The organism is Rhizobium sp. UFLA01-1127 (assembly GCF_059803845.1).
Genome location: NZ_JAUQTZ010000094.1, coordinates 1 through 24172, shown reverse-complemented (window position 1 = coordinate 24172; position 24172 = coordinate 1). Strand labels below are relative to the sequence as shown.

Genomic DNA, 24172 nt, shown 5'->3' with positions numbered 1-24172 from the left:
CTGTTGGGTGATTTGCGACAAACCGCAAGAGCAGCAAGGCAGCAACGGTTCGAATCCGGCTAAAGCCGGCTTGACCGCTACGGTCTTGCCGGCCTGCGCTACCGGATTCCCATGACAGAATGATGATGCGTAACGATTTTTTCTCGTTCTTTTTTATTTGACCCGCGTACCCATCAGGCGTGAGCGCAAGGCGTTGGATGCGGCGTCGAACAGGAAGACGACGATCAGGATCAGCAGCACCATGTAGGCGACGTTTTCCCAGTTGGCATTGGTGCGCATCGCCTCCCAAAGCTTGAGGCCGATGCCGCCCGCGCCGACGGCGCCGATGATGGTCGCGCCACGCACATTCGATTCCCACTGGTAGAGCGTCTGGCTGACGATGACGGGAACGATCTGCGGCACGATGCCGTAGCGATGCACGAGAACGGTCTGCGCGCCGGTGGACTTCACGCCTTCCCGTGGCTTGTTGTCGATGTTTTCGAGGCCTTCGGAATAGAGCTTGCCGAGAGTACCGGCCTCGGTGAGAAAGATTGCGCCGCTGCCGGCGAGCGGGCCAGGGCCGAAGGCGCGGGTCAGGAACAGCGCCCAGATCAGCATATCCACCGACCGAAGGAAGTCGAAGAAGCGCTTCAGGATCTGATTGAGCAGCCGGTTCGGCGTGATGTTGCGGGCGGCCAGAAACGCCAGCGGGAAGGCGGCGAGCGAACCGAGCAGCGTGCCGAGGAAGGCCATCACGATCGTCTGGAACAGCTTGGTCCAGACGTCGCCGTGCTGCCAGGCGCCATTGTTCCAGATATTGTCGAAGGCCAGCGAGAGATTGGACTGCGTGGGATCGAGCCGCGGCCCGGATACGATCAGGCCGATGACTTCGCTCGCCGGCTTGTCGAAGAAGGGCGAGTGCGTATCGAAGACGAAATTGGCCCAGCCGAGGAAGCGCTTGCGGATCTTGACGCGATCATTGGAAATGCTGGCATCGCCGGCAAAGCCGAGATTGACCAGTATATTGTCGTCGTAGACGGTCATCCAGCTGGGAACAGGCTCGGTGCCGACGATCTTCGGCATGTCGCCGGTAATGTCGATCGGGATCGTTTTGCCGTGTGCCGTTACGATGGCCTGCGTCTTGGTGACGGTTACCGTGCGGCTCGTGCCACTGATCGAAACGATCATGCTGCCATCGGGGTTGGTCTTCACCCAGTCGGGGTTCGGATTGTCGCCAAGCGGCGAAAAACGCGGATACTTGATGCTGATCTTGTCGCCAGAGATACGAAACTCCGGCTGCACGTCATAGCTGATCCATTGGCTGAGATAGATGCCGACGCGCTCCCAATGCGCTTCCGAAACGACTTTCGGCAGGTCGAAGAACCATACGGCATAGATGCCGTAGAGGATGACGCCGATGAACATCATCAGCGCGCCGAAACGCTGGCGGAAGGACCGGTGAAGGATCTCCGGGTAACGCGCTTCGATTTCCTGCATGCGGCCGGCGTCGATGACGGACATGAATAACCTCAATGCTGCAGAAGGAAGGCATGTTCGCCGACGAGACGGCGGCGGAGCCATGCGGAAAACTGATCGACGGCGACGATGGTCACGAAGAGCAGCAGCACCAGCGCCATGGTCTTGGCACCAAAGCCGCGCGAGATCGAAAGCTTGAGCTCCTCGCCGATACCGCCGCCGCCGACGGCGCCGATGATGGTGGATGCGCGGACGTTGACCTCGAGGCGCAGCAGCGCGTAGGACATGAAGTTCGGCAGCACCTGCGGCAGGGCGGCAAAGCGGACGCGCTCCGTCCAGCTGGCGCCGACGGCACGCATGCCCTCGTCGGGTTTCATGTCGATATTCTCGACGACTTCGTAGAAGAGCTTGCCGAGCGCGCCGATCGTATGCAGGCCGACGGCGATGATGGCGGCGATCGGGCCGATCGACAGGATCGCCGAAAACAGGCCGGCGATCACGATTTCCGGGAAGGCGCGCAGGAATTCCATGATGCGCTTCGTCACGAGCCGGATCGGATTGGATGGCGACATGTTGCGCGCGGCAAAGAAGCTCATCGGCACGGCAAAGACGAAGCCGATGATGGTCGATACCAGCGCCACGTTGATCGTGATGATCATCAGCTCGAAATATTCGGGGATGTAGAAATCGCCCCAGACATAGACGCGGCCGAGCGGAAAGTTGAACTCCTCGCCGCCGGCGCCGTTTGCGCCGTTCGGGCTCGGCAGGTCGAAGAGCGCGCGGTAGACGTCGTTCCAGTCCTTGGGAATGAGCCAGCTCAGGAAGTCGAAGAGATGCGGCAGGCGCTCGAAGAAATGGCCGGCATTGCTTTCGTCGGCGAAGCGCACGGAGCTGACGAAGGCGACGAGCAGAATCATGAGGCCGATGCCGGTATAGAGGCGGCGCTTGGCCACCATCTTGCTCCAGGCGTCGCCGATCTCCTTGGCGCTCTGCATGTTCGGGTGCGTGTCGGCGATCGTCATCAAATCCAGCCCTTGTGAACAGCAAAAGGGCGGCCGTTGCCGGCCGCCCAATCATCGGAATGCGGATCAGCCGCCGATGGCAGCCTTACGGACGTCGATAACGGCGTTGTAGAAGTCCGGGGTAACCTTGACGTAGCCCTTGAAGTCGCCGCCTTCGACGGCGTTGAAGCACTTGGCGTCAGCCGTCGGGAGCTTCATGAAGAAGTCCGAAAGCTTGGCCTGCCATTCGGTGCCGAGAGCGTTGCGAACGACGAGCGGGCCGTTCGGGATCAGCGGCGAACGCCAGACTTCGACGAGCTTGTTCGGGTCGACGGCGCCCTTGTCCACTTCCTTGCGGAAAGTGCCGGAGGTGAAGCCGTCCTTGAAATTGCCAACGCCCGAGGAATCGTCGACGGCAACGTCGACCTTGCCGTCGTAAGCGGCGAGCAGGTTGTTTTCATGACCGCCGTTGAACTGGGTCGAGGCGAAGAACTTGTCGTTCGGCATGCCGGTGGTCTTCGGAATCTGCGTCAGCGGAACGAGGTAGCCCGAGGTCGAGTCCGGATCGGCATAGCCGAGCTTCTTGCCCTTGGCGTCCATGATCGTCTTGATGCCGGAGGACTTGAGGGCGAGGCCGATCGAGTAGTAGCCGGTCGAACCGTCGGTCTGCTGCGTGGTCAGTATCGGGGTAACGGCCTTCGGGTCCTTGATATATGTGGCCGCGTAGCCGGAAGCGCCGAGTTCTGCGAAGTCCAGCGTGCCGCCGAGCAGGCCCTGGATAACGCCGTCATAGTCGGCGGCCGGGAACAGCGAAACCTTTTCGAAGCCGAATTCCTTCTTCAGGTGATCGGCGAGGCAGGCGTAGTTGCGCAGGCGGTCGGCTTCGTTTTCGCCGCCGAGAATGCCGACGCGGAATTCCTTGAGGTCTGCAGCGTTGGCGGCAGCGCCAACTGCGAGCGCGACGAGCGCAGTAGCGGCAAAGAGTGCTTTCTTCAACATGGGTTCGTCTCCTGATTAACCGGTGTCCCCGGATGCCTTCGGTCTGGAAGAAATGCGCCCTTGACGCGGGCCTTCGATCGTGGCCATCCCTCTCAGAGGCCGGCCAGTGCCAGCGGTTGCGGGCCGGCGGATTCGGTTGCCGCGGCTTGCGCGGCCGGATCGGCAATGTTGATGGAGGTCGATGTCATGGTCTCGTCGATGCCGGCGCCGTCCTTGTCGGTGCCGTAGATTTCCTTGACGGCCGCTGCCGTCAGATCGGTCGGTTTGCCGTCGAAGACCACCTTGCCGGCCGCCATACCGACGATGCGTTCGCAATAGTTGCGGGCCGTGTCGAGCGTGTGCAGATTGGTGATGACGGTGATGCCTTCACGCTCGTTGATATCTCGCAGCGCGTCCATGACGATCTTGGCGTTCAGCGGATCGAGCGAGGCGATCGGCTCGTCGGCCAGCATCATCTTCGGCTGCTGCATCAGGGCGCGGGCAATGGCGACGCGCTGCTGCTGGCCGCCGGAAAGCGTGCCGGCCATCTGCAGGGCCGTCTGTTCTATGCCGAGGCGTTCCAGAGCGGCGATGGCTTCGATGCGCTCCTCGCGGCTGAAGACGGAAAGCAGGCTCATCGCCGTCGAGCGCTGGTTGAGCCGGCCAAGCATGACATTGGTAAGCACGTCTAGACGCGGAACGAGGTTGAACTGCTGAAAGATCATGGCGCAGTCGCGCTGCCAGCTGCGCAGCGCGCGGCCCCTGAGCTTCGACACTTCGATGCCGGAGAAATGGATGGAGCCGGAGCTCGGATCGGCAAGGCGGTTGATCATGCGCAGAAGGGTGGACTTGCCGGCGCCGGAGCGGCCGATGATGCCCACCATCTGCCCCTGCGGTATGTCCAACGTCACGGAATCGACAGCGAGCTTGTTTCCAAACCGGCGTGAGACGTTCCTGAGTTCGAACATAGTGCTTCCCTTTCGCGGCTGCCGGGCTGCAGAAATTTCAGCGGTACCGGTGCTAAGAATGGGCGCATGCCCCTGCCTCGAAGGGAGTTTCGAGGGGGCTGGCGCCAACCACAAGGCAACCGATTAGTCCCGCTTCATGAAGCTCCAATGTCAGTTTTATGTAACTGCTGTTACAATTCTCCTCGTTTTTGCAAGGTTAGCCGGCTGAGAGCTTTCCGTGAAATTTAGCCGTCAAACATGCCCGTTGGCAGGCCATCGATGCTGAAGCTATTCTTCTCGCGACGGTATTCCTCAATGCCGTCAGGACCCTTGGCTTTGGCCCATTGATCGAGACTTGGCCTCTCGCCTTCATAGGAAAAGAGCGGCACGCCGAAACCGCAGGACGTCTGTACGAGATCGAGGTCCAGCCGCACGATCTGCCGCGCACCGAGCGGCTCTTCGCCTGCATAGTGATCGCGCAGCAATTCACCATATTCCGGCGACGATCGATGGATGATGCGGCCGCGGCCATAGAGGCGCAGGATCATCGGCGGCCCTTCGACCGAGCAGAACATGATGGTCAGCCGGCCATCGGCCTTCATGTGGGCTGAAGTCTCGTTGCCGCTGCCGGTGCGGTCGAGGTAGATGGCCGCGTTCGGGGAGATGATGCGCAGGCACAGCGTTTCGCGCGGCGAAACATTGACGCGGGAATCCGATGTCGCCGATGCCGTGAAGAAGATGTGCTGCCGCGCGATGAAATCGCGCAGCCGGTCGTCGATGCTGGAAAACTGCTTTGCCATAAAGAGGCCTCCCTTAACCTGAGCTAGACGGATCGCCTGAGGCTGAAACGCACGCGGGTCTCGTGCAAGCCCGGCTTGGGCGGAAAGCGTCCTCAGGCGGCGTAGCGATCCAAGAAATCTTCCGCGGACAGAGCGCGGAAGTCGGCAAGCGCCGTGCGCAGGCGGTCATGATCCCAATCCCACCATGAAAGCTTGTCCATGCGCGCGCCGATCTCGGCGGCGAAGCGTTCACGGATCAGCTTGGCCGGCACGCCGCCGACGATCGTGTAAGGCTCGACGTCCTTGGAGACGACCGCGCCCGCGCCGATGACGGCGCCATTGCCGACCTTGACGCCGGGCAGGATGGTGGCGCCGTGGCCGATCCAGACATCATGGCCGATGACGACGCGATGGTCGCGCCGCCAGGTGAAGAAATCAGTCTCCATATCGGCGTCCGGCCAATAGTCGGCGGCTCGATAGGTGAAGTGATGCAGCGTGGCGCGCCATGTCGGGTGATTGGTGGCGTTGATGCGCACCGCCGCGGCGATGTTGACGAATTTGCCGATCGTCGCGCACCAGACTGCGCCATCCTGCATGATGTAGGAATAATCGCCGATCTCGGTTTCATCGATGCGGCAGCGGTCGGAGACTTCGGTATAGCGGCCGAGCGTCGAGTTGCTGACGCTCGCCGAAGGGCTGATGAAGGGCGTTTCGCCCAATTTGCGGCTCATGCGGCTGCCTTCCGCGGCGAGAATTGCGAAACGTCGAGAATGCGGCTGCCGACGGCCTCGCGCACCTCTTCGTCATGGAAGATGCCGAGAAGCGCGACGCCCGCCTGCTTCTTCTGCTCGATCATATCGACGACGACGGCCCGGTTGCGGGCATCGAGCGAAGCCGTGGGCTCGTCGAGCAGCAGGACGGCGTGGTCGGTGATGAAGCCGCGGGCGATGTTGACGCGCTGCTGCTCGCCGCCGGAGAAGGTCGCGGGCGGCAGCTGCCAGAGCTCCTGCGGCAGGTTCAGCTGCGCCAGCAGTTCTGCAGCCTTGTCACGAGCCTCGGCCACGGTCACGCCGCGGGCCAGCAGCGGCTCGGCGACGACGTCGATGGCGGCGACGCGCGGCACGGTGCGCAGGAACTGGCTGACATAGCCCATGGTCTGGCGACGGACGTCGAGCACGGTGCGCGGATCGGCGGTGGCGAGATCGACGATTTTCTCCCTGTGCATGACGAGGATCTGGCCGCTGTCGACGGCATAATTGCCGTAGATCATCTTCAGCAGCGAACTCTTGCCGATGCCGGACGGGCCGCCGAGCACGACGCATTCGCCCGCAGCGACCGAGAAGGAGACATCGGCGACGACGGGCAGACGAATGCCGTCGCGCAGATGCATGGTGAAGCTCTTGAAGACTTCGGAAACGACGAGTGGGGTTGCCATGTTTGTTCCTCAGACCTGCAGGATCGAAGAGACCAGCAGTTGCGTATAGGGTTCGCGCGGGTCGTCGAGCACGCGGTCGGTCAAACCGTGTTCGATTACCTGTCCGTCTTTCATCACCATCATGCGATGCGACAGAAGCCGGGCAACCGCGAGGTCGTGCGTGACGATGATGGCCGAAAGGCCGAGATCGTTGACGAGGCCGCGCACCAGATCGAGCAGGCGAGCCTGCACGGACACGTCGAGGCCGCCGGTAGGCTCGTCCATGAAGACCAGGCGAGGGCCGGTCACCAAGTTGCGGGCGATCTGCAGACGCTGGCGCATGCCGCCGGAGAAGGCGCGCGGCTGGTCGTCGATACGATCGGCATCGATCTCCACGCGCTCCAGCCAATCGATGGCCGTGTTGCGGATGTTGCCATAGTGGCGATTGCCGATCGCCATCAGCCGCTCGCCGACATTGGCACCGGCAGACACCGTCATCCGCAGGCCGTCAGCCGGGTTCTGATGCACGAAGCCCCAGTCGGTGCGCATCAGGAAGCGGCGCTCCGCCTCGTTCATGCGGAAGAGATCGCGATAGCTCTCGTCGCGCATGTGATATTCGACGCTGCCCGTCGTCGGCAGCAGCCGCGTCGAAATGCAGTTGAGCAGCGTCGTCTTGCCGGATCCGGATTCGCCGACGATAGCAAGCACTTCGCCGGGCCAGAGTTCGAAGGACACGTCGCGGCAGCCGATGCGGCTGCCGTAGAACTTCGAGATGTCCTTGACCTTTAGAAGCGGTAAGTCACTCATTCGGCAGCCTCCTTGCCACCAGGCAGTCCACCGGATGCGAGCCCATTCGACGCCAGCATTGCGCCCACATGACCGTGAGCACGACGGTCTTCGCAGAAGTCGGTATCGGAGCAGACGAACATGCGTCCGCCCTTGTCGTCGAGGATCACCTCGTCAAGATAGACCTGCTCGGCGCCGCAAAGAGCGCAGGGCTTGTCGAAGCGCTGCACTTCGAACGGATGGTCCTCGAAATCGAGGCTGACCACCTCGGTGTAGGGCGGTACGGCATAGATACGCTTCTCACGGCCGGCGCCGAAAAGCTGCAGCGCGTCGGAGAGATGCATTTTCGGATTATCGAACTTCGGCGTCGGCGAGGGGTCCATCACATAGCGGCCGGCGACCTTCACCGGATAGGCATAGGTGGTGGCGATGCGGCCGTTGCGGGCGATGTCCTCGTAAAGCTTCACATGCATGAGGCCGTATTCCTCGAGCGCATGCATCTTGCGCGTTTCGGTCTCGCGCGGCTCCAGGAAGCGTAAGGGTTCCGGGATCGGCACCTGATAGACCAGCACCTGGTTGGGGCCGAGCTTGGCCTCCGGGATGCGGTGGCGCGTCTGGATGATGGTCGCCTCCTCCGTGCGGGTGGTGACCGCGACATTGGCGACCTTCTGGAAGAAGGCGCGGATGGAAACGGCATTGGTCGTATCGTCGGCGCCCTGGTCGATGACCTTCAGCACATCCTGCGGGCCGATGATGGCGGCTGTCAGCTGCACGCCGCCAGTGCCCCAGCCATAAGGCATCGGCATTTCGCGCGATGCGAAGGGTACCTGATAACCGGGAATGGCGATCGCCTTCAGGATGGCGCGGCGGATCATCCGCTTAGTCTGTTCGTCGAGATAGGCGAAGTTGTAGGTGGCGAGTTCGGTCATTCGGCTGCCTCCGTCATGGGGTCCATGCCGCGATCGCGAGCGGCCTCGAAATCACGGCGCATGCGCCGCACCAGGTCGAGCTCGGCCTGGAAATCGACATAGTGCGGCAGCTTCAGATGTTCGACGAAGCCGGTCGCCTGCACGTTGTCGGAATGGGAAATGACGAATTCCTCGTCCTGAGCCGGCGCAACGATGTCTTCGCCGAGCTCTTCGGCGCGCAGCGCACGGTCGACCAGAGACATGGCCATGGCCTTGCGTTCGCTCTGGCCGAAGACCAGGCCGTAGCCACGCGTGAACTGTGGCGGCGCCTTGGCCGAACCCTTGAACTGGTTGACCATCTGGCATTCGGTCACCTGGATGCGGCCGAGCGAGACGGAGAAACCGAGTTCCGGCACGTCGAATTCGACCTCCACTTCGCCGATGCGGATTTCGCCGGTGAAGGGATGGGTGCGGCCGTAGCCGCGCTGGGTCGAATAGCCGAGCGCCAGCAGGAAGCCTTCATCGCCGCGGGCGAGCGCCTGAAGGCGAAGATCGCGGGTCATCGGAAATTCCAAGGGTTCGCGCGTGAGGTCGCCGATCTCGTGGTCGACCGGCATGACACCGTCGCCTTCGATCAGGCCTTCCTGATCGAGGATTTCGGAAACGCGCATGATGCGGCCCTGTTCGGCGGGTCGCTGCATCGGCTCGTCAACCGGTTCGTCGGCCAAAAGGCTCGGGTCGAGCAGGCGGTGGGTGTAGTCGAAGGTCGGGCCGAGAAGCTGGCCGCCGGGCAAGTCCTTGTAGGTGGCGGAGATGCGGCGCTCGATCTTCATCGCCGCCGTGTCGAGCGGCTGGGAATAGCCGAAGCGCGGCAGCGTCGTACGGTAGGCTCTGAGCAGGAAGATCGCCTCGATCATGTCGCCGCGTGCCTGACGGACGGCGAGTGCGGCCAGCGTACGGTCATAAAGCGAGGCTTCGGCCATGACGCGGTCGACAGCGAGCGCGAGCTGTGCCACGATCTGGTCGATGCCGACGGCCGGCAGCGAACGGTCGCCGCGGCGACGGTCGGCCAGCAGCCGGTGAGCATTGGCGATGGCGGCTTCGCCGCCCTTTACGGCAACATACATATGTCACATCTCCGTTGCGGTGATCTTGGTGGTGCGCGGCAGGCAGAGGAATTGCCGGTCCGCCGTCAGAACGAGATCGACGCCGCGCGGGAAGAGCGCGCGATTGTCGTTCCAGATGCGTAGGAGCGCATCCGGCAGCCCGATCGGAGCGATCATGGTGACATCCTCGATTCCGGGGCCGGAAAGCGCCAGCTCCTTGCCGCCTTCCAGTTTTTCGATCTCCAGGATGATGGTCGTCGAACGATCGGGATATTCCTGGGTTCCGATGCCGAACTGGCTGAAGGAGGAAAGCGCCATGCCAGCTTCGATGAAGGCGAAATGCGCCTCCAGCCGCTCCGAGATCACGGGGGCTCCGGTGTGGAAGGCCAGCCATTCCGGAAGGCTCGATCTTACGAGGCTGTTGGAGAGCCACACCGGCGTGTCGTGGTCGCAAAGGGTAAGCGCGAGGGCGCCGGCCGCGATACCGAGCGGCGCCGGCGGCACGATATCGACCGTGACGGTCTGCAGCGTTCCCGGACGCGCCATGGCATCCATCGTCATCTTGAAGACGCTCTGTGCGTCGAAGACCGGGTCGCTGAAGCCGCCGGTCAGAGCTTCGTTGCCGAAGGTCGGGGTGCTGAACAGGCTCATCAATCTTCTCCGCGAACCATGGTGAAGAAATCGACACGGGTCGCCGCCGTCTCTTCGGCGCGCTTGCGGTCATAGCCGGCAATGCGCTGGACGACCGGCTGCAGGACCGCCTTCTCGACGAAGTCTCTTGTCGCCGCTTGCTGCCAAAGCGCGTCGAAGATGGCCGAAAGTCGGGCCTTTTCCCGGTCCGTCCCGAGCGCATGCGAATGACCGATCGTGCCGGATGCCAGACGGATGGTGGCGCGCGTTACCGTGACTTCACCGAGGTTGAAGGGGGAGCCGCCACCGCCGATGCGGCCGCGCACCATGACGAGCCCGGTCTCGGGTCCGCGCACCGGCTGTGCCGCCGGCTTGCTCGGCAAGGCTTCCCAGGCTGCCTCAAGCTCGTCGCGCTCCGCCTGCGCCAGAAGATCGGCGACCCGCTTGCGCTCTCGACGCTCCTGTGCGGCCGCTTCCTGCCTTTGTGCTGAATTCATCGCGTCTTCCCTTAAATGTCTATTGATATAGACAACCATACAAGATAGTTTTATATCTATTAGCGAGTCGTGACAAGCGTGTGACAGGGCGAGTGGCCGAAATGGCGGGGCAGAAGATACAGAGACAGACGGGCGTGGCGCTCTGGCGGCAGATTGCCGACCGTATTCGCACGTCCATCAATCACGGCGATTTCGATGAGACGGGCATGGTGCCGCCGGAAACGACGCTGGCGCTGCAGTTCGGCGTCAACAGGCACACGATCCGAAGCGCGCTGGCGGCGCTGGCACAGGAAGGCATCGTCAGAGCCGTGCAGGGACGCGGAACGCTCGTCGAGCGCAAGGAGCGGCTGAGTTTTCCGATTTCGAAGCGGACGCGCTTTTCGCAGGGGATCGGCGATCAGGTGCGCGAGACCCGCAGCGTCCTGCTTGCATCGGGCGAAGAGGCCGCGAGCATGGAGCTGGCCCGGCAGCTCAAGATCAAGACCGGCACGCGGCTTGTGCGCCTCGAAACGCTAGGCCAAGCGGACCATCGCCCGGTGTCGCGCGCCACGAGCTGGTTCCCGGCCGATCGTTTCGGCGATATAGCCGAGATCTACCGGGCGACCGGATCGATCACGAAGGCATTCAAGGAGCTTGGCGTTCCGGATTACGTCCGCGTCGTCACCGAAATCACCGCGACGCATGCCGACGAAAACGATCTCACCGATCTACAACTATCTCCCGGCGCCATCGTACTGGTCGCCCAAGCTCTCAATGCAGATCTTGGCAATGTTCCGGTGCAATATTCGATTTCCCGCTTCGCCGCCGACAGGGTGCGCTTCACCGTCGAAAATTAAAGCTGAGTTAGGAAATCGGCTGAAAATCGTCCGGCGGCCATTGCTGTGCGGCATGCAGAATGCGGATTATGCGCACCGTCTCCCCTGCGAGGTCATAAACCAGCAAATAGTTTCTATGCACGACGAGTCCCCTCTCCCCCGCAAACGGAGAGAGGGGGTGGTGAGGCCTTTTGGCCCAGATGCTTGCGCTCAATGCGCGCCGGACATATCGCCGAGGACTTCCTTCGAGGCGACGGTGGAATCGGCCTTGAGCTTGTAGACCATCGGCACCCCGGTTGCGAGGTTGAGCTCAAGGATCTGAGCCTTGCTGAGACGGTCGAGAACCATGACGAGCGAGCGCAGCGAGTTGCCGTGCGCCGCGACCAGCACGTTCTGGCCGGAAAGCACGCGCGGCAGGATTTCCGTCAGGTAGTAGGGCCAGACGCGGGCGCCGGTATCGCGCAGGCTTTCGCCGCCGGGCGGCGGAACGTCGTAGGAGCGGCGCCAGATGTGAACCTGTTCTTCGCCCCACTTGGCGCGGGCGTCATCCTTGTTGAGGCCGGAGAGATCGCCGTAGTCGCGCTCGTTCAGTGCCTGATCCCTGATGGTTTCGAGTCCGGGCTGGCCGATTTCATCCAGGATGATTTTCAGTGTATGCTGCGCGCGCGTCAGCGCAGAGGTGAAGGCGATGTCGTATTTGATGCCGTAATCAGCCAGCGCCTTGCCGCCGGTCTTGGCCTCTTCGATGCCGAGCGCGGTCAGATCGGGGTCCTTCCAGCCGGTAAAGAGATTCTTCAAATTCCAGTCGCTCTGCCCGTGGCGTACGAGAACGAGAGTGCCGCTCATAAATTTTCTCCTTGGTGGAGCAATTCCAGGAAAGGTGCGTTGCGGCTTTCCGTTGGGGAATTGCGAGACAGTAAAAGGCTGGAGCGGTTCGACAGTTCCCTGCCGACCCGCTCGGGGATCGTATCAACGTGCGGAGAGCCCGAGAACGTCGAGCATGGAATAGAAGCCGGGTTTCTTGTCGCGCGCCCAGAGTGCCGCCTGCAGCGCGCCGCGCGCAAACAGCGAACGGTCGCCGGCATTGTGCGAGAGCGTCAGCCGCTCGCTTTCGCTGGCGAAGATCACCGAATGGTCGCCGACCACGCCGCCGCCGCGCAGGGTCGCAAAGCCGATCGTGCCCGCCGGGCGAGGGCCGGTATGGCCGTCGCGCACGCGAACGGAATTGTCGTTGAGGTCGATGCCGCGGCCCTTTGCCGCCGCCTGGCCGAGCAGCAGTGCCGTGCCCGAAGGCGCATCGACCTTATGGCGATGATGCATCTCCAGCACCTCGATGTCCCAGTCGTTCGAAGGCAGTGCGCGTGCAGCCTGTTCGACGAGTACGCTGAGAAGATTGATGCCGAGGCCCATATTGCCCGATTTGACGATGCGGGCATGGCGCGCGGCGGCCTTGAACTTGGCCTCATCCTCGTCCGAGCAGCCGGTCGTGCCGATGATGTGAACGATGCGTGCCTGCGCGGCAAGCCCGGCAAAGGTGACGCTGGTCGCCGGCGTTGTGAAATCGATAACGCCTTCGGCATGAAGGAAGGCGGAAAGCGGGTCGTCGGTGACGGGAATGCCGATCGGCCCCAATCCGGCGATCTCGCCGGCGTCCTTGCCGATGAAGGCGGAGCCGGGGCGCGCGACCGCGGCATGCAGGGTTACGCCGTCCGTTGCGTGGATGATGCGGATGAGAGCCTGTCCCATGCGGCCCGCCGCTCCAACCACCACCAGCTTCATCGCATCGTCGCTCATGTCGTCCTATCGTCTATTTGCGGGAATTGCTTGAGATGGCCGGCCGCTGCAGGTTGTTGAGGCGAGCGTAAAGGCCGTTGTCGGCCTCCGCAAGCGTCTCGTGGTTGCCCTCTTCGACAACCCGGCCGTTCTGCATGACAACGATCTTCTCGGCACGCACCACAGTCGACAGGCGGTGTGCGATGACGACCACCGTGCGGCCGCTCATTGCCTCTTCCAGCGCTTTCTGCACCGCGGCTTCCGATTCCGTGTCGAGCGCCGAGGTCGCCTCGTCCAGAAGCAGGATCGGCGCGTCGCGCACCAGCGCACGGGCGATCGACAGGCGCTGCCGCTGGCCGCCGGAAAGCGTCACGCCGTTTTCGCCGACCGGCGTATCGTAGCCCATCGGCTGCGCCTCGATAAAATCATGCGCATAGGCCAGGCGAGCCGCCTGCTCGATCTCGGTATCCGTCGCTTCCGGGCGGCCGTAGCGGATATTGTCGCGGATCGTGCCTTCGAAGAGATAGGGCTGCTGCGAGACATAGGCGATCTGCCGGCGCAGCGATTGCTTCGTCACATGGGCGATATCCTGCCCATCGATGAAGATGCTGCCGGATTTCGGATCATAGAAGCGCGGGATGAGATTGATGACGGTGGATTTGCCTGCGCCGGAAGGGCCGACGAGCGCCGTGGTCTGCCCACCCTCGGCGGTGAAGCTCACGCCGCACAGGACCGCTTCGTCGCCATAGGCGAAATGCACGTCGCGGAATTCGATGCGGGCGCCGCTCACCGTGAGCGGCTTGGCATCCGGCAGGTCGCGCTGGCGCGGTTCCATGTCGAGCAGCTCATAGATCATCCGTGCATTGACGACCGCGCGCTCCAGCTGGACCTGCAGCTTGGCGAGACGCCGCGCCGGATCATAGGCGAGCAGCAGCGAAGTGGCGAAGGAGAAGAACACGCCCGGCGAGACATTGTCGTAGATCGACCGGTAGGCGGCATAGGCAAAGAGGCTGGCGATCGCAAAGCCCGCGACGGTTTCGATGAGCGGGCCGTTGCGCTCCGACAGGCGGGCGATGCGGTTCTGCCGGTGCTCGGCCGCGGTGATCAGCTTGTTGATCTTGCTCTCGAGCTCGTCTTCCATCGTAAAGGCCTTGACGATGGAAATGCCCTGGATGGTCTCCTGCATCGCGCCCAGCACATGGCTGTTCAGGACGATCGCGTCGCGCGTGGCGGAGCGCAGACGCTTGGAAATATAGCGCAGGGCCAGGAAGAGCGGCGGCGCGATGATGACGAATGCAATGCTGAGCACCGGGTCCTGGAAGACCATGACTCCGAGCAGCGAGATGAAGGTCAGAAGGTCGCGCGCCGTGGACGTGATCGTCAGGTTCATCACATCGCGGACGCCTGAGACGTTCTGGCTGATCCGGGCGGCGAGCTGCGCGGAACGGGCTTCGCTGAAATAGCCGACAGACAGCGTCATCAGATGCGAATAGAGACGGCGCTGATAGCGCGCGATGATGTTGTTGCCGATCTTGGACAGGATGACCGACTGGAAATATCCCGCAAAGCCGCGCACCACGAAAACGACGAAGATGCTGAAGCAGATGCGCCATGCATCGACGATGTCGCGCGCGATGAAGGCGCTGTCGATGACCGATTTGACGATGTAGCCGATGTAGGCAGTCGAAAGGGCGACGAGGATCAGACAGGTAATCGCGATTGTATAGCCGCGGATATGGTCGCGGCCGTTCTCGGCGATAATGCGCTTCAGCATGCCGGTAATGGCCTCGCTGTCGACGCTCTTGCTTTTCGGGTCAGGCAATTTCAATAATCGGCTTCCTGTCATGGACCAAGCGAGCCGCATGTGTCGCGTGCTTCCGCGGCTCTATTAAAGAGTTAGCACGGCTTTGACTAGACATGGCTTGCCGCGCTGGTTAAGGCCGCTCACGGAGCTGCGTCCATTATAGAGGAACGCGACCCCTTTAAAAAAGTATAGCGCCGGCTGTTTCGGCGCGCCATTGGTTGTTTGCCGGGCGGTTAACGCCGCCAGCGGCGGCCCTCGGTCGCAAGGCCGAAGCTTGCCGGCTTGCGGGCATAGATTGCAAGTCCCGAAAGCGCGGCCAGCGGATTGATGACCACATGGGTCGGGATCGTCTTCATCATCTCCGTGTGCGGCGCCTTGTCTTCGAAGGCGGCACGGAATTCCGGCTTCTGCAGCGCCGGCAGGATCTTTTGCGGGATACCGCCGGAGAGAAAGACGCCGCCGCGCGCCATGAAGATCATGGCGATATCGCCGGCGACACGGCCGAGATAGGTGACGAACAGCGTCAGCGTCTCTTCGGCCTGCTTGTTGGTGCCGGCGAGTGCATGATTGGTGATATCGGCCGGCTCCTTGAGGCTCGGTTCGATGCCGTCAGCCGCGCAGATGGCGTGATAGAGGTTCTGCAGGCCACGGCCGCAGATCACCTGCTCGGCCGAGATGCGGCCTTCGATGGGCTCCAGATGCGGCCAGATCTGCAGGTCGCGCTCCGTGCGTGGCCCGAGATCGATATGCCCGCCTTCGCCCGGCACAGGCACCCATTGATGCTGGGTATGGACCAGGGCGCCGACGCCAAGCCCGGTGCCCGGCCCGAGCACGACGCGCGATGCGGTCATGTTCCCAGATGCTTGGCCGATGGTCTGGCGATGCTCGTCGGAAATCTCGGCAATCGCCAGCGCCTGCGCCTCGAAATCGTTGATGACGAGCACGTCCTCGATGCCGAGATTGGCGATCATCGTCTTCGGACGGATCACCCAGTCGCAATTGGTCAGCGGAATTTCATCGCCTTGCACCGGGCCGGCCATGGCGAGAATTGCCGAGCGGGGCCGCACCTTGCTGTTCTCGAGGGTCAGCTTGATGGCATCATCGATCGTCGCGAAATTTGCCGTCTGCACGACCGGGAAATGCTCCTGTTCGGAGTCCGCATCGGCAAGGATCGAGAAACGGGCATTGGTGCCGCCGATATCGCCGATCAGAATTGGAAAGGGCAGGGGGGCATCGCTGTGATTGAGCTCGGGCATGGCCAGGTCCGTGGTCTGCCGCCGGCAAGGCGGATTAATGGTTCAGTGTTTTGATCAGCCGCTCGGCGGTGGATTCGTTGAGCGCCATCGGAATGTCGTAGAGAACGGCAAGCCGCGTCAATGCCTTCACGTCGACATCGTGCGGCAAGGGGGTGAGGGGGTCGATGAAGAAGACGAGCATGTCGATCTCTCCGGTAGCGATGAGGGCGCCGATCTGCTGGTCGCCGCCGAGCGGGCCGCTTTTCAATCGGGTGACCTTGAGATCGGGGCAGGCGTCGAGGACGCGGCCGCCCGTCGTGCCCGTGGCGACAATGTTCCAATCGGCAAGGGCGGCCTCATTGCGCCGTGCAAATTCCGCCATCGCATCTTTTTTCTGATCATGCGCGATCAATGCGATGCATTTGCTGCCGGCCATGAATCTTTGCTCCACCCGATGCTTTCAATCGATTTATCCGCCTTCTATACCAAGGGGGCGCGTTTTGAAAGACTGCCTCGGCAAAGGATGGTCCGGGCCTTAATGCTGAGGGATTTGGCCCGGCGGTGTATCGCGGGTGGCCGGCATCGCGTCCGTTTCGGCCGACGCGCTGACACCCCCGACGTCAGAGGCAGCGGCGCGCGCGGAAACAACGGGGGGTGCCGCCAATACGGCCTGGCAGGTCTTGGGCAGATCGGAAACCATGACCTCGCGCGGCTTGGCCGGCGGCTTGGTGCTAGGCTTCGGCTTGGCCCAGGGCTTAGGTCCGAACCACCAGGCGAGCGATTTGTCACAGCCATCGCCGGCGGCGACCGGTGCCTGCCCCGTGCAGCCGGCAGAGCCGGCGGGGCAGCGAAGGCGGATATGGAAATGCGAGTCGTGTCCGTATTCCGGCCGAAGCTTGCCGAGATTGCTGCGATCGCCCGTCCAGGTCTCGCACATCTTCTTCTTGATCGCCGGGTTGACGAAGATGCGCTCGACCTCGGGGTAGCTGGCCGCGCGCATCAGCAGCCGGGCATGCGCCGGCGTCCAGACCTTGTCGTTGATTGTCAGGAATTTGTCCTTGGCGAGCATCGTGGTGAAGGGCAGGGCTTCGCGCTCCTCCGCGGTCATCTTGCGCTGTGGCATCGGCGTCAGCCAGACGTCGGCGTCGAGGCCGATCTGATGCGAGGCATGGCCGTTCACCATCGGGCCGCCGCGCGGCTGCGAGATATCGCCGACGAGCAGGCCCGGCCAGCCGTCGTTCTTGGCCGCATCGCGCGATAGCCGCTCCAGGAGGCCGATCATCTCCGGCCGGCCCCAGCGGCGGTTGCGCGACAGGCGCATGGCCTGCCAGGTCGGGCCGTCAGCCGGCAGGGCGACGGCGCCGGCAAGGCAGCCTTTGGCGTAGAAGCCGATCGATTGCGGTGATCCCTGTGTCGGCAGCGTCACGGCTCCGAAGACCGCCTTGGCACTTCCGGGCGAAGGTGCGGCCTGCTGCGCCAGCGCATCGCCGGCGACAAGACCCATCCCGATCGAGGTGGCGAGGGAAATTTTGCCGATCGTTCGAAAGGCGCGAGCCAGAAGTGAAGCCATGCATATCCTTGAAAGACGGTCGGCATTAGCCGAAGTGATTTGCGGCGAGACTATCCTGAAACAGGATGGAAGTGAATCCACAGCAATCACAGATGGCCGATTGGCGGCCGCCTTTCCTCGCATGGGCTTTGCTTCGGACGCGTCAGTTTGCCAGGATTTCCGCTGTTTTGCGGATGCGCGACAGCCGCGGCAGCACCTTGGTGCAGGCGAAATCCTGCATCTCCTGCGAGAGGGTCGTCACGGCATCTTCGGCGACAATGACAGCGTAATTTGCCGCATGAGCATCGCGCACGGTGCCTTCCACGCCAAAATTGGTGGCAACGCCCGTCAGGATCAGCGTATTGATGCCGCGACGACGCAGCTGCAAATCGAGTTCCGTCCCATAGAAGGCGCTCCATTGGTGCTTGACGATCGCGACATCCGGAGTCAGCGCCGCTATCTCGGCGGGAACCTCCAGCACGGCCGGCGGCAGGCCTCCGGGCGGAAGCGGGAAGCTTTCGTCGGTCGGCTGATTGACAGCGTCGATATAGTTTGCCGAAAATCCGAACGTGACGAACACGGTCGTTCCGCCATCGGCTTTCAGCCTGTTTGCGATGGCGACCGTATTGGCGACGATCTGCTGGGCGGAGTAGGGCGCGAGCGGCCGGTTGAGAACGAGGCTTTGCAGGTCGATGGAAACAAGAGCAGTGGTCTTGGGATCGTATAGTGACATCTGGGGCTCCGAGAAAACATGAGGGTATCCTCACAATGAAAAATATGAGGATTGCCTCACAAAAATCAAGTGAAGAATTAAAGACGCGCGCGCCGAAGCGGCAGCGCGGCCATGACCGCGTCGTCGTTCTGCTCGAAGCGGCGGCGAGGGTGTTTGCGCGTAAGGGCTATGACGCGGCAACGATGACAGAGATTGCGGCCGAGGCGCATTCGTCGATCGGCTCGCTCTATCAGTTCTTTCCCACCAAGCCTTTGCTCGCCGAAGCCTTGCATATCGATCGCCTGGAACGGCTGAAGGCGGGGCTTCGCGATCTGGCGGAACGCAGCGCCGGGCTTTCCGCAGCCGATGGCGGCGAGGCGATTTTCGATATGCTTGCCGCTTTCATCGAGGAATATCCGGAGCTTTCAGTGCTTGCCGGACGCCGCGATATCCCCAAGGAGCGCAAGGCGCGCTCGCGTGCGGAGCTGAAGGAGCTGATTGCGAACGTCCTTCGACAGGCGCGGCCGCCCATATCCGACGATGTCGCGCTGATGTCGGGCATCGTGCTCGAACTGCTGCGTATCGCCGTCGTTGTCGCCAGCGAGCCGGAAGCCGCGGAGGATCGGCGCGTCCTCGCCGAATTGCGCCTGATGCTGCGCCGGCGCCTGGAGGAAGCTGCCTCCGAAAGCTGATTTTGCCAATGGCCGGCCGATTGCAAGTGAAGAGATGGGCGATTGCGTCCTGCTTTTTGCCCTCATTTGCCTTATGCTGATTCTCCAGAAATCATCGGGAGATCATGGATGGCATTGTCGCGGTTGAAAGCAGGCTTGGTCGTTTCTCTTTTTTGCCTGCTGGCAATGCCTCTATCCTTGAAAGCCGAAGAGCAGCAATTCCGCATCGGCACGGCCATCCTCGGCGATCTCAAATACCAGCCCGGCTTCAAGCATTTCGATTATGTCAATCCGGATGCGCCCAAGGGCGGCGAGGTGAAGCTGTCGAGCAACGGCACCTTCGATACTTTGAATCCGGTATTGTTTAAGGGCAATCCCGCCGAGGGGACGGGGCTGGTTTACGACACGCTGCTGAAGAAGGCCGACGACGAGGCCAATTCCTCGTATGGTCTGCTTGCAGAAGGTCTCTCCTATCCTGACGACGTTTCCAGCGCGGTCTTCCGGCTGCGTGCCGAAGCAAAATGGGCCGACGGTACGCCAGTGACGCCTGAGGACGTCATCTTCAGCTTCGAGAAAACCAAAGAACTCAATCCGATGGCGACGAGCTACTACGCTCACGTCGTCAGCGCCGAAAAAACAGGCGAACGCGATGTCACCTTTCGTTTCGACGAGAAGGGTAATCGCGAGCTACCCTCGATCCTCGGCCAGCTTACCATCGTGCCGAAACATTGGTGGGAAGGCAAAGCGCCTGATGGCAAGCAGCGCGATATCTCCAGCACCACGCTTGAACCCGTGATGGGATCCGGTCCCTACAAGATCGCATCGGTGCAGCCGGGCGCTTCGATCCGCTACGAGCTGCGTGACGACTATTGGGGCAAGAACCTGCCGGTCAACGTCGGAGAGAACAATTTCAAGTCGATTTCCTACACCTATTTCGCCGACTATGATGTCGCTTTCGAGGCGTTTCGCGGCGGGGCTATCGACTATTGGCAGGATAATTCGACAAGTCATTGGGTGACCGCCTATGATTTTCCGGCCGCCAAGGACGGCCGCATCAAGCGCGAGGAACTTCCCAATTCTTTACGCTCGGTCGGCATCATGCAGGCGCTCGTTCCCAACATGCGGCGGGAGCGGTTCAAGGATCAACGCGTTCGCGAGGCGCTGAACTATGTCTATGATTTCGAGGAGCTGAATCGGACGCTTTCCTTCGGAAAATTGACGCGCGTCGATAGCTTCTTCTTCGGTACGAAATTCGCTTCTTCCGGCCTGCCGCAGGGTCAGGAACTTGATGTGTTGAACAGCGTGAAGGACAAGGTGCCGGCCGAGGTTTTCACTACGCCGTATGCCAATCCCGTCGGTGGCGATCCGCAAAAAGCACGCGACAATTTCCGCAAGGCGATCGCCCTGTTCAAGGACGCGGGTTGGGTCCTGAAGGGCAACAAGATGGTGAATGCGCACACCGGCCAGCCGTTTACGCTGGAGTTGCTGCTGGGCAGCGCCTCGCAGGAACGTTCAGTGTTGCCCTACATCCAAAACCTGAAGCGCATCGGTATCGATGCCAGCATTCGGACCGTCGATACGTCACAATATATCAATCGCATTCGCAGCTTCGACTACGACATGATCTGGGTCGTCTGGGGAGAGACGCTCAATCCCGGCAACGAGCAGGCCGATTTCTGGGGCTCGGCCTCTGTCGACCGTCAGGGGTCCCGCAACTATGCGGGCATAGCCGACGCCGGCGTCGATGCGCTCATCCAGAAGGTGATCTTCGCAAAGGATGTCACGGAGAAGGAGGCGACGGTGAAGGCGCTCGACCGCGTGCTGCTTGCCCATCACTATGTGCTGCCGATGTTCTACGGGACGACGACCAGGATAGCCTATTGGGACAAGTTCGAACATCTGCCCGAGCTGCCCTATTATTCCATCGGCTTCCCGGATGTCTGGTGGTCGAAAAGCGCCGGAAAGTGAGCCTCTCTTGCAATGATGGGTCTGCTGGCTCCAAATGCTCAGGGCTGATTCGGGCAGTTTCATGCGGAAATGATTGCGCCGGCCTGCATCCGGCGGAAGGGAATGTGAATTGATCGATAGATGGATTGAGGCGAGGCGGGATATATTCCTCTTCGGGGGAGCGGCGGGCTGATGGGCGCCTATATTCTGCGACGTCTCCTGCTGATGATTCCGACCATCGTCGGCATCATGGCCATTTCCTTTACCATCGTGCAGTTTGCGCCGGGCGGCCCGGTCGAGCAGGTCATCGCGCAGCTGACCGGGCAGGGCGACAATGCCAATGGTCGCCTGTCGGGTGGCGGTGCCGACCTGGCTGCCCAGCAATCCTTCGATGACAGCAGCTCGAAATATCGCGGCGCACAGGGGCTCGATCCCGAGCTGATCGCCAAGCTCGACAAGCAGTTCGGCTTCGACAAGCCGCCGCTCGAACGCTTCGGCCAGATGATGTGGAACTATATCCGCTTCGATTTCGGCGAGAGCTTTTTCCGTAACACCACGGTCATCGATCTGATCGCCCAGAAGCTGCCGGTATCGATCTCGCTCGGCATCTGGATCCTGATCTTCTCCTATGCCATTTCCATCCCGCTCGGCATCCGCAAGGCGGTGCAGGACGGATCGACCTTCGATGTCTGGACGTCGGGCATTATCATCATCGGCTACGCAGTCCCGAGCTTCCTGTTCGGCATCATGCTGATCGTGCTGTTTGCCGGCGGCTCCTTCTTCGACTGGTTCCCGCTGCGCGGCCTCGTCTCGGACAATTTTGCCGATCTCAGCTGGTGGCGGAAGATTCTCGATTATCTCTGGCATCTGGTGCTGCCGCTGATCTCGCTGTCGCTTGCCGCCTTCGCGACGACGACGCTGCTCACGAAGAATTCCTTCATCGAGGAGATCAAGAAGCAATATGTCATCACCGCGCGCGCCAAGGGCCTTTCCGAGCGGCGCGTACTCTATGGCCATGTCTTCCGCAACGCCATGCTCATCGTCATTGCCGGCTTTCCCGGCGCCTTCATTTCCGCTTTCTTCACCGGCTCGCTCTTGATCGAGAACATCTTCTCGCTCGATGGCCTGGGGCGTTTGAGCTATCTCTCCGTCGTCCAGCGCGACTATCCGGTGGTCTTTGCCACGCTCTTCATCTTCTCGCTGCTTGGCCTGGTCGTCAGCCTCATCTCCGACCTGATCTACACATGGATCGATCCGCGCATCGACTTCGAGCGGAGGGACGTATGATGGACGCAGCCAATCAGCAGACGCTTCCGACGACTGTGAAGCCGCCGCGCAAGGGGCTGTTCTCGCCGACCAATGTGCGCCGCTGGGAGAATTTCAAAGCCAACCGCCGCGGCTACTGGTCGCTCTGGATTTTCCTGGTTCTGTTCATCCTCAGCCTCGGCGCCGAATTCATCGTCAACGACCGGCCGATCCTCGTCTCCTACAAGGGCGAGATCCTGACGCCGATCTTCGTCGATTATCCCGAAGAGAAGTTCGGCGGTTTCCTGGCGCAGACGGATTATCGCGCCCAGGATATTCAGGACGAGATCAATGCCTATGGCTGGATGGTCTGGCCGCCGATCCGCTACTCTTATCAGACCGCCAATTCCAACCTTCCCAAGGGAATGTCGGCGCCGACTCCGCCTTTCTGGATGATGAGCAAGGAGGCTCGCTGCTCGGGTTACGCGGCCGGCGCGGCCGACCCAAACTGCAATTGGAGCAATTTCAATTGGCTCGGCACGGACGATCAGGCGCGCGACGTGCTCGCCCGCCTGATCTACGGCTTCCGCATCTCGGTGCTGTTCGGCCTGGCGCTTACCATCTGCTCGGCCGTCGTCGGCGTCTGCGCCGGCGCGATACAGGGCTATTTCGGCGGCTGGACCGACCTTTTGATGCAGCGTTTCATCGAAATCTGGTCGTCCATGCCGGTGCTCTACATCCTGCTGATCATTGCATCGGTGCTGCCGCCCGGCTTTTTTATCCTCCTTGGCATATTGCTCCTGTTTTCCTGGGTCGGCCTCGTCGGCGTCGTGCGCGCCGAATTTCTGCGGGCGCGCAATTTCGAATATGTGCGCGCCGCCCGCGCGCTCGGCGTCAACAACCGCACGATCATGTACCGCCACCTGCTGCCGAACGCGATGGTCGCAACGCTGACCTTCGTTCCCTTCATCCTGTCGGGCTCGATCTCCACGCTCACCTCGCTGGATTTCTTAGGCTTTGGCATGCCGCCTGGCTCGCCGTCGCTGGGTGAAATGATCGCCCAGGGCAAATCCAACCTGCAGGCTCCCTGGCTGGGGCTCTCGGCCTTCTTCACCATGTCGATCATGCTGTCGCTGCTGATTTTCATCGGCGAGGCCGTGCGCGACGCCTTCGATCCGAGGAAGACGTTCCGATGAGCGAAAACTCCACTCCGCTACTGTCCGTCCGCAATCTCTCTGTCGCCTTTCATCAGGGCGGGCAGACCTCGATTGCTGTCGATGGTGTTTCCTTTGATATTCATCGGGGCGAGGTCGTGGCGCTGGTCGGCGAATCCGGTTCCGGCAAGTCGGTCTCAGCCAATTCGATCCTGAAGCTTTTGCCTTATCCGGCCGCAAGCCACCCTTCCGGCGAAATCCTGTTCAAGGGCAAGGATATGCTGAAGGCATCGGATAGCGAGCTGCGCGCCGTGCGCGGCAACGACATCACGATGATCTTCCAGGAGCCGATGACCTCGCTCAATCCGCTCCATTCGATCGAAAGGCAGATCAGCGAGATACTGGCCTTGCATCAGGGCATAGTGGGCGAGGCCGCACGCAGCCGCACGCTGGAGCTTTTGAACCAGGTCGGCATCCGCGAGCCGGAAAAGCGGCTCAAGGCCTATCCGCACGAGCTGTCCGGCGGCCAGCGCCAGCGCGTGATGATCGCCATGGCGCTCGCCAACCGCCCCGAACTGCTGATCGCCGACGAGCCGACGACGGCCCTCGATGTGACCGTGCAGGCGCAGATCCTCGAGCTGCTGCGCGATCTCAAGGGCGCACATGGCATGTCGATGCTGTTCATTACTCACGACCTCGGCATCGTCCGCAAGTTCGCCGACCGTGTCTGCGTGATGACCAAGGGCAAGATCGTCGAGACCGGTAC

At 61.8% G+C, this 24172-nt stretch carries 26 protein-coding genes; 6 read left to right on the top strand and 20 right to left on the bottom strand.

Annotated elements, in window-relative coordinates; all coding sequences use genetic code 11:
* Nucleotides 1-153 precede the first annotated feature (153 nt).
* The 12 genes from phnE (Q4Q11_RS21590) to phnG form a co-directional block, all read right to left on the bottom strand.
* Nucleotides 154-1500 (bottom strand): phosphonate ABC transporter, permease protein PhnE, encoded by a 1347-nt coding sequence (gene phnE / locus Q4Q11_RS21590; protein WP_498570763.1) that lies wholly within the window; start codon nucleotides 1498-1500, stop codon nucleotides 154-156.
* An 8-nt stretch (nucleotides 1501-1508) separates the two neighbouring features.
* A complete protein-coding gene (gene phnE / locus Q4Q11_RS21585; protein WP_498570762.1) occupies nucleotides 1509-2477 on the bottom strand; it encodes a phosphonate ABC transporter, permease protein PhnE in 969 nt (322 codons plus the stop codon).
* Between the two features lie 66 nt (nucleotides 2478-2543).
* Entirely contained in the window at nucleotides 2544-3455 is a 912-nt protein-coding gene (gene phnD / locus Q4Q11_RS21580; RefSeq protein WP_112511581.1) for a phosphonate ABC transporter substrate-binding protein, read from the bottom strand.
* A gap of 92 nt (nucleotides 3456-3547) precedes the next feature.
* Nucleotides 3548-4402 carry a phosphonate ABC transporter ATP-binding protein gene (phnC, locus tag Q4Q11_RS21575; protein ID WP_498570761.1) on the bottom strand — a complete coding sequence of 285 codons (855 nt, stop codon included), beginning with the start codon at nucleotides 4400-4402 and terminating at the stop codon, nucleotides 3548-3550.
* 224 nt (nucleotides 4403-4626) lie between these two features.
* Entirely contained in the window at nucleotides 4627-5181 is a 555-nt protein-coding gene (locus Q4Q11_RS21570) for a pyridoxamine 5'-phosphate oxidase family protein (protein ID WP_112511576.1), read from the bottom strand.
* 92 nt (nucleotides 5182-5273) lie between these two features.
* Nucleotides 5274-5891 (bottom strand): DapH/DapD/GlmU-related protein, encoded by a 618-nt coding sequence (locus Q4Q11_RS21565; protein WP_112511573.1) that lies wholly within the window; start codon nucleotides 5889-5891, stop codon nucleotides 5274-5276.
* A complete protein-coding gene (phnL, locus tag Q4Q11_RS21560) occupies nucleotides 5888-6595 on the bottom strand; it encodes a phosphonate C-P lyase system protein PhnL (protein ID WP_112511571.1) in 708 nt (235 codons plus the stop codon). Before phnL ends, Q4Q11_RS21565 begins: the two co-directional genes overlap by 4 nt.
* A 9-nt stretch (nucleotides 6596-6604) precedes the next feature.
* Nucleotides 6605-7381, bottom strand: a complete 777-nt coding sequence (gene phnK, locus Q4Q11_RS21555; protein WP_112511568.1) for a phosphonate C-P lyase system protein PhnK — start codon at nucleotides 7379-7381, stop codon at nucleotides 6605-6607.
* Nucleotides 7378-8289 carry an alpha-D-ribose 1-methylphosphonate 5-phosphate C-P-lyase PhnJ gene (locus Q4Q11_RS21550; RefSeq protein ID WP_498570760.1) on the bottom strand — a complete coding sequence of 304 codons (912 nt, stop codon included), beginning with the start codon at nucleotides 8287-8289 and terminating at the stop codon, nucleotides 7378-7380. The genes phnK and Q4Q11_RS21550 overlap by 4 nt, the downstream gene beginning before the upstream one ends.
* Nucleotides 8286-9395, bottom strand: coding sequence for a carbon-phosphorus lyase complex subunit (locus tag Q4Q11_RS21545; RefSeq protein WP_498570759.1), 1110 nt, complete (start codon nucleotides 9393-9395; stop codon nucleotides 8286-8288). Before Q4Q11_RS21545 ends, Q4Q11_RS21550 begins: the two co-directional genes overlap by 4 nt.
* A gap of 3 nt (nucleotides 9396-9398) precedes the next feature.
* On the bottom strand, nucleotides 9399-10025 hold the full coding sequence (gene phnH, locus Q4Q11_RS21540) for a phosphonate C-P lyase system protein PhnH (protein ID WP_498570758.1): 627 nt from the start codon (nucleotides 10023-10025) through the stop codon (nucleotides 9399-9401).
* A complete protein-coding gene (phnG, locus tag Q4Q11_RS21535) occupies nucleotides 10025-10501 on the bottom strand; it encodes a phosphonate C-P lyase system protein PhnG (RefSeq protein WP_112511559.1) in 477 nt (158 codons plus the stop codon). Before phnG ends, phnH begins: the two co-directional genes overlap by 1 nt.
* Nucleotides 10502-10602: 101 nt before the next feature.
* On the opposite strand from phnG, the gene phnF reads away from it, so the two are divergent.
* Nucleotides 10603-11337, top strand: a complete 735-nt coding sequence (gene phnF, locus Q4Q11_RS21530) for a phosphonate metabolism transcriptional regulator PhnF (protein WP_112511556.1) — start codon at nucleotides 10603-10605, stop codon at nucleotides 11335-11337.
* A gap of 7 nt (nucleotides 11338-11344) precedes the next feature.
* Here the strand turns inward: phnF and Q4Q11_RS21525 are convergent, their stop codons facing one another.
* The 8 genes from Q4Q11_RS21525 to Q4Q11_RS21490 form a co-directional block, all read right to left on the bottom strand.
* Complete coding sequence (locus Q4Q11_RS21525) at nucleotides 11345-11530, bottom strand: type II toxin-antitoxin system RelE/ParE family toxin (RefSeq protein WP_498570757.1); 186 nt, start codon at nucleotides 11528-11530, stop codon at nucleotides 11345-11347.
* Nucleotides 11527-12162, bottom strand: a complete 636-nt coding sequence (locus Q4Q11_RS21520; protein ID WP_498570756.1) for a 2,3-bisphosphoglycerate-dependent phosphoglycerate mutase — start codon at nucleotides 12160-12162, stop codon at nucleotides 11527-11529. The genes Q4Q11_RS21525 and Q4Q11_RS21520 overlap by 4 nt, the downstream gene beginning before the upstream one ends.
* A gap of 123 nt (nucleotides 12163-12285) precedes the next feature.
* On the bottom strand, nucleotides 12286-13110 hold the full coding sequence (gene dapB / locus Q4Q11_RS21515) for a 4-hydroxy-tetrahydrodipicolinate reductase (protein ID WP_112511548.1): 825 nt from the start codon (nucleotides 13108-13110) through the stop codon (nucleotides 12286-12288).
* Between the two features lie 13 nt (nucleotides 13111-13123).
* Complete coding sequence (locus Q4Q11_RS21510; protein WP_498570764.1) at nucleotides 13124-14935, bottom strand: ABC transporter ATP-binding protein; 1812 nt, start codon at nucleotides 14933-14935, stop codon at nucleotides 13124-13126.
* A gap of 191 nt (nucleotides 14936-15126) precedes the next feature.
* Nucleotides 15127-16149 carry a glucokinase gene (locus Q4Q11_RS21505; RefSeq protein ID WP_498570755.1) on the bottom strand — a complete coding sequence of 341 codons (1023 nt, stop codon included), beginning with the start codon at nucleotides 16147-16149 and terminating at the stop codon, nucleotides 15127-15129.
* A 34-nt stretch (nucleotides 16150-16183) separates the two neighbouring features.
* Nucleotides 16184-16564 (bottom strand): methylglyoxal synthase, encoded by a 381-nt coding sequence (locus Q4Q11_RS21500; protein WP_112511540.1) that lies wholly within the window; start codon nucleotides 16562-16564, stop codon nucleotides 16184-16186.
* 99 nt (nucleotides 16565-16663) lie between these two features.
* A complete protein-coding gene (gene mepA, locus Q4Q11_RS21495) occupies nucleotides 16664-17698 on the bottom strand; it encodes a penicillin-insensitive murein endopeptidase (RefSeq protein WP_498570754.1) in 1035 nt (344 codons plus the stop codon).
* A 142-nt stretch (nucleotides 17699-17840) separates the two neighbouring features.
* The gene (locus Q4Q11_RS21490; RefSeq protein WP_498570753.1) at nucleotides 17841-18410 is read right to left on the bottom strand and encodes an isochorismatase family protein; all 570 of its coding nucleotides are present in this window, start codon (nucleotides 18408-18410) and stop codon (nucleotides 17841-17843) included.
* A 35-nt stretch (nucleotides 18411-18445) separates the two neighbouring features.
* Between Q4Q11_RS21490 and Q4Q11_RS21485 the strand changes: the two genes are divergently transcribed.
* From Q4Q11_RS21485 to Q4Q11_RS21465, 5 genes are all read left to right on the top strand, one after another.
* Nucleotides 18446-19081, top strand: coding sequence for a TetR/AcrR family transcriptional regulator (locus Q4Q11_RS21485; protein WP_112511531.1), 636 nt, complete (start codon nucleotides 18446-18448; stop codon nucleotides 19079-19081).
* A 108-nt stretch (nucleotides 19082-19189) separates the two neighbouring features.
* A complete protein-coding gene (locus Q4Q11_RS21480) occupies nucleotides 19190-21028 on the top strand; it encodes an extracellular solute-binding protein (protein ID WP_498570752.1) in 1839 nt (612 codons plus the stop codon).
* 171 nt (nucleotides 21029-21199) lie between these two features.
* Nucleotides 21200-22294 (top strand): microcin C ABC transporter permease YejB, encoded by a 1095-nt coding sequence (locus Q4Q11_RS21475; RefSeq protein ID WP_498570751.1) that lies wholly within the window; start codon nucleotides 21200-21202, stop codon nucleotides 22292-22294.
* A complete protein-coding gene (locus Q4Q11_RS21470; protein ID WP_113216449.1) occupies nucleotides 22294-23448 on the top strand; it encodes an ABC transporter permease in 1155 nt (384 codons plus the stop codon). The genes Q4Q11_RS21475 and Q4Q11_RS21470 overlap by 1 nt, the downstream gene beginning before the upstream one ends.
* On the top strand, nucleotides 23445-24172 hold a 728-nt coding region (locus Q4Q11_RS21465), incomplete at its 3' end, for an ATP-binding cassette domain-containing protein (protein ID WP_498570750.1). The genes Q4Q11_RS21470 and Q4Q11_RS21465, both read left to right, overlap by 4 nt.

Coding starts and splice junctions, on each gene's coding strand:
- phnE (WP_498570763.1), bottom strand. CDS start 1,500: ATGTCCGTCATCGACGCCGGCCGCATGCAGGAAATCGAAGCGCGTTAC.
- phnE (WP_498570762.1), bottom strand. CDS start 2,477: ATGACGATCGCCGACACGCACCCGAACATGCAGAGCGCCAAGGAGATC.
- phnD (WP_112511581.1), bottom strand. CDS start 3,455: ATGTTGAAGAAAGCACTCTTTGCCGCTACTGCGCTCGTCGCGCTCGCA.
- phnC (WP_498570761.1), bottom strand. CDS start 4,402: ATGTTCGAACTCAGGAACGTCTCACGCCGGTTTGGAAACAAGCTCGCT.
- Q4Q11_RS21570 (WP_112511576.1), bottom strand. CDS start 5,181: ATGGCAAAGCAGTTTTCCAGCATCGACGACCGGCTGCGCGATTTCATC.
- Q4Q11_RS21565 (WP_112511573.1), bottom strand. CDS start 5,891: ATGAGCCGCAAATTGGGCGAAACGCCCTTCATCAGCCCTTCGGCGAGC.
- phnL (WP_112511571.1), bottom strand. CDS start 6,595: ATGGCAACCCCACTCGTCGTTTCCGAAGTCTTCAAGAGCTTCACCATG.
- phnK (WP_112511568.1), bottom strand. CDS start 7,381: ATGAGTGACTTACCGCTTCTAAAGGTCAAGGACATCTCGAAGTTCTAC.
- Q4Q11_RS21550 (WP_498570760.1), bottom strand. CDS start 8,289: ATGACCGAACTCGCCACCTACAACTTCGCCTATCTCGACGAACAGACT.
- Q4Q11_RS21545 (WP_498570759.1), bottom strand. CDS start 9,395: ATGTATGTTGCCGTAAAGGGCGGCGAAGCCGCCATCGCCAATGCTCAC.
- phnH (WP_498570758.1), bottom strand. CDS start 10,025: ATGAGCCTGTTCAGCACCCCGACCTTCGGCAACGAAGCTCTGACCGGC.
- phnG (WP_112511559.1), bottom strand. CDS start 10,501: ATGAATTCAGCACAAAGGCAGGAAGCGGCCGCACAGGAGCGTCGAGAG.
- phnF (WP_112511556.1), top strand. CDS start 10,603: ATGGCGGGGCAGAAGATACAGAGACAGACGGGCGTGGCGCTCTGGCGG.
- Q4Q11_RS21520 (WP_498570756.1), bottom strand. CDS start 12,162: ATGAGCGGCACTCTCGTTCTCGTACGCCACGGGCAGAGCGACTGGAAT.
- dapB (WP_112511548.1), bottom strand. CDS start 13,110: ATGAGCGACGATGCGATGAAGCTGGTGGTGGTTGGAGCGGCGGGCCGC.
- Q4Q11_RS21510 (WP_498570764.1), bottom strand. CDS start 14,935: ATGACAGGAAGCCGATTATTGAAATTGCCTGACCCGAAAAGCAAGAGC.
- Q4Q11_RS21505 (WP_498570755.1), bottom strand. CDS start 16,149: ATGCCCGAGCTCAATCACAGCGATGCCCCCCTGCCCTTTCCAATTCTG.
- Q4Q11_RS21500 (WP_112511540.1), bottom strand. CDS start 16,564: ATGGCCGGCAGCAAATGCATCGCATTGATCGCGCATGATCAGAAAAAA.
- mepA (WP_498570754.1), bottom strand. CDS start 17,698: ATGGCTTCACTTCTGGCTCGCGCCTTTCGAACGATCGGCAAAATTTCC.
- Q4Q11_RS21490 (WP_498570753.1), bottom strand. CDS start 18,410: ATGTCACTATACGATCCCAAGACCACTGCTCTTGTTTCCATCGACCTG.
- Q4Q11_RS21485 (WP_112511531.1), top strand. CDS start 18,446: ATGAAAAATATGAGGATTGCCTCACAAAAATCAAGTGAAGAATTAAAG.
- Q4Q11_RS21480 (WP_498570752.1), top strand. CDS start 19,190: ATGGCATTGTCGCGGTTGAAAGCAGGCTTGGTCGTTTCTCTTTTTTGC.
- Q4Q11_RS21475 (WP_498570751.1), top strand. CDS start 21,200: ATGGGCGCCTATATTCTGCGACGTCTCCTGCTGATGATTCCGACCATC.
- Q4Q11_RS21470 (WP_113216449.1), top strand. CDS start 22,294: ATGGACGCAGCCAATCAGCAGACGCTTCCGACGACTGTGAAGCCGCCG.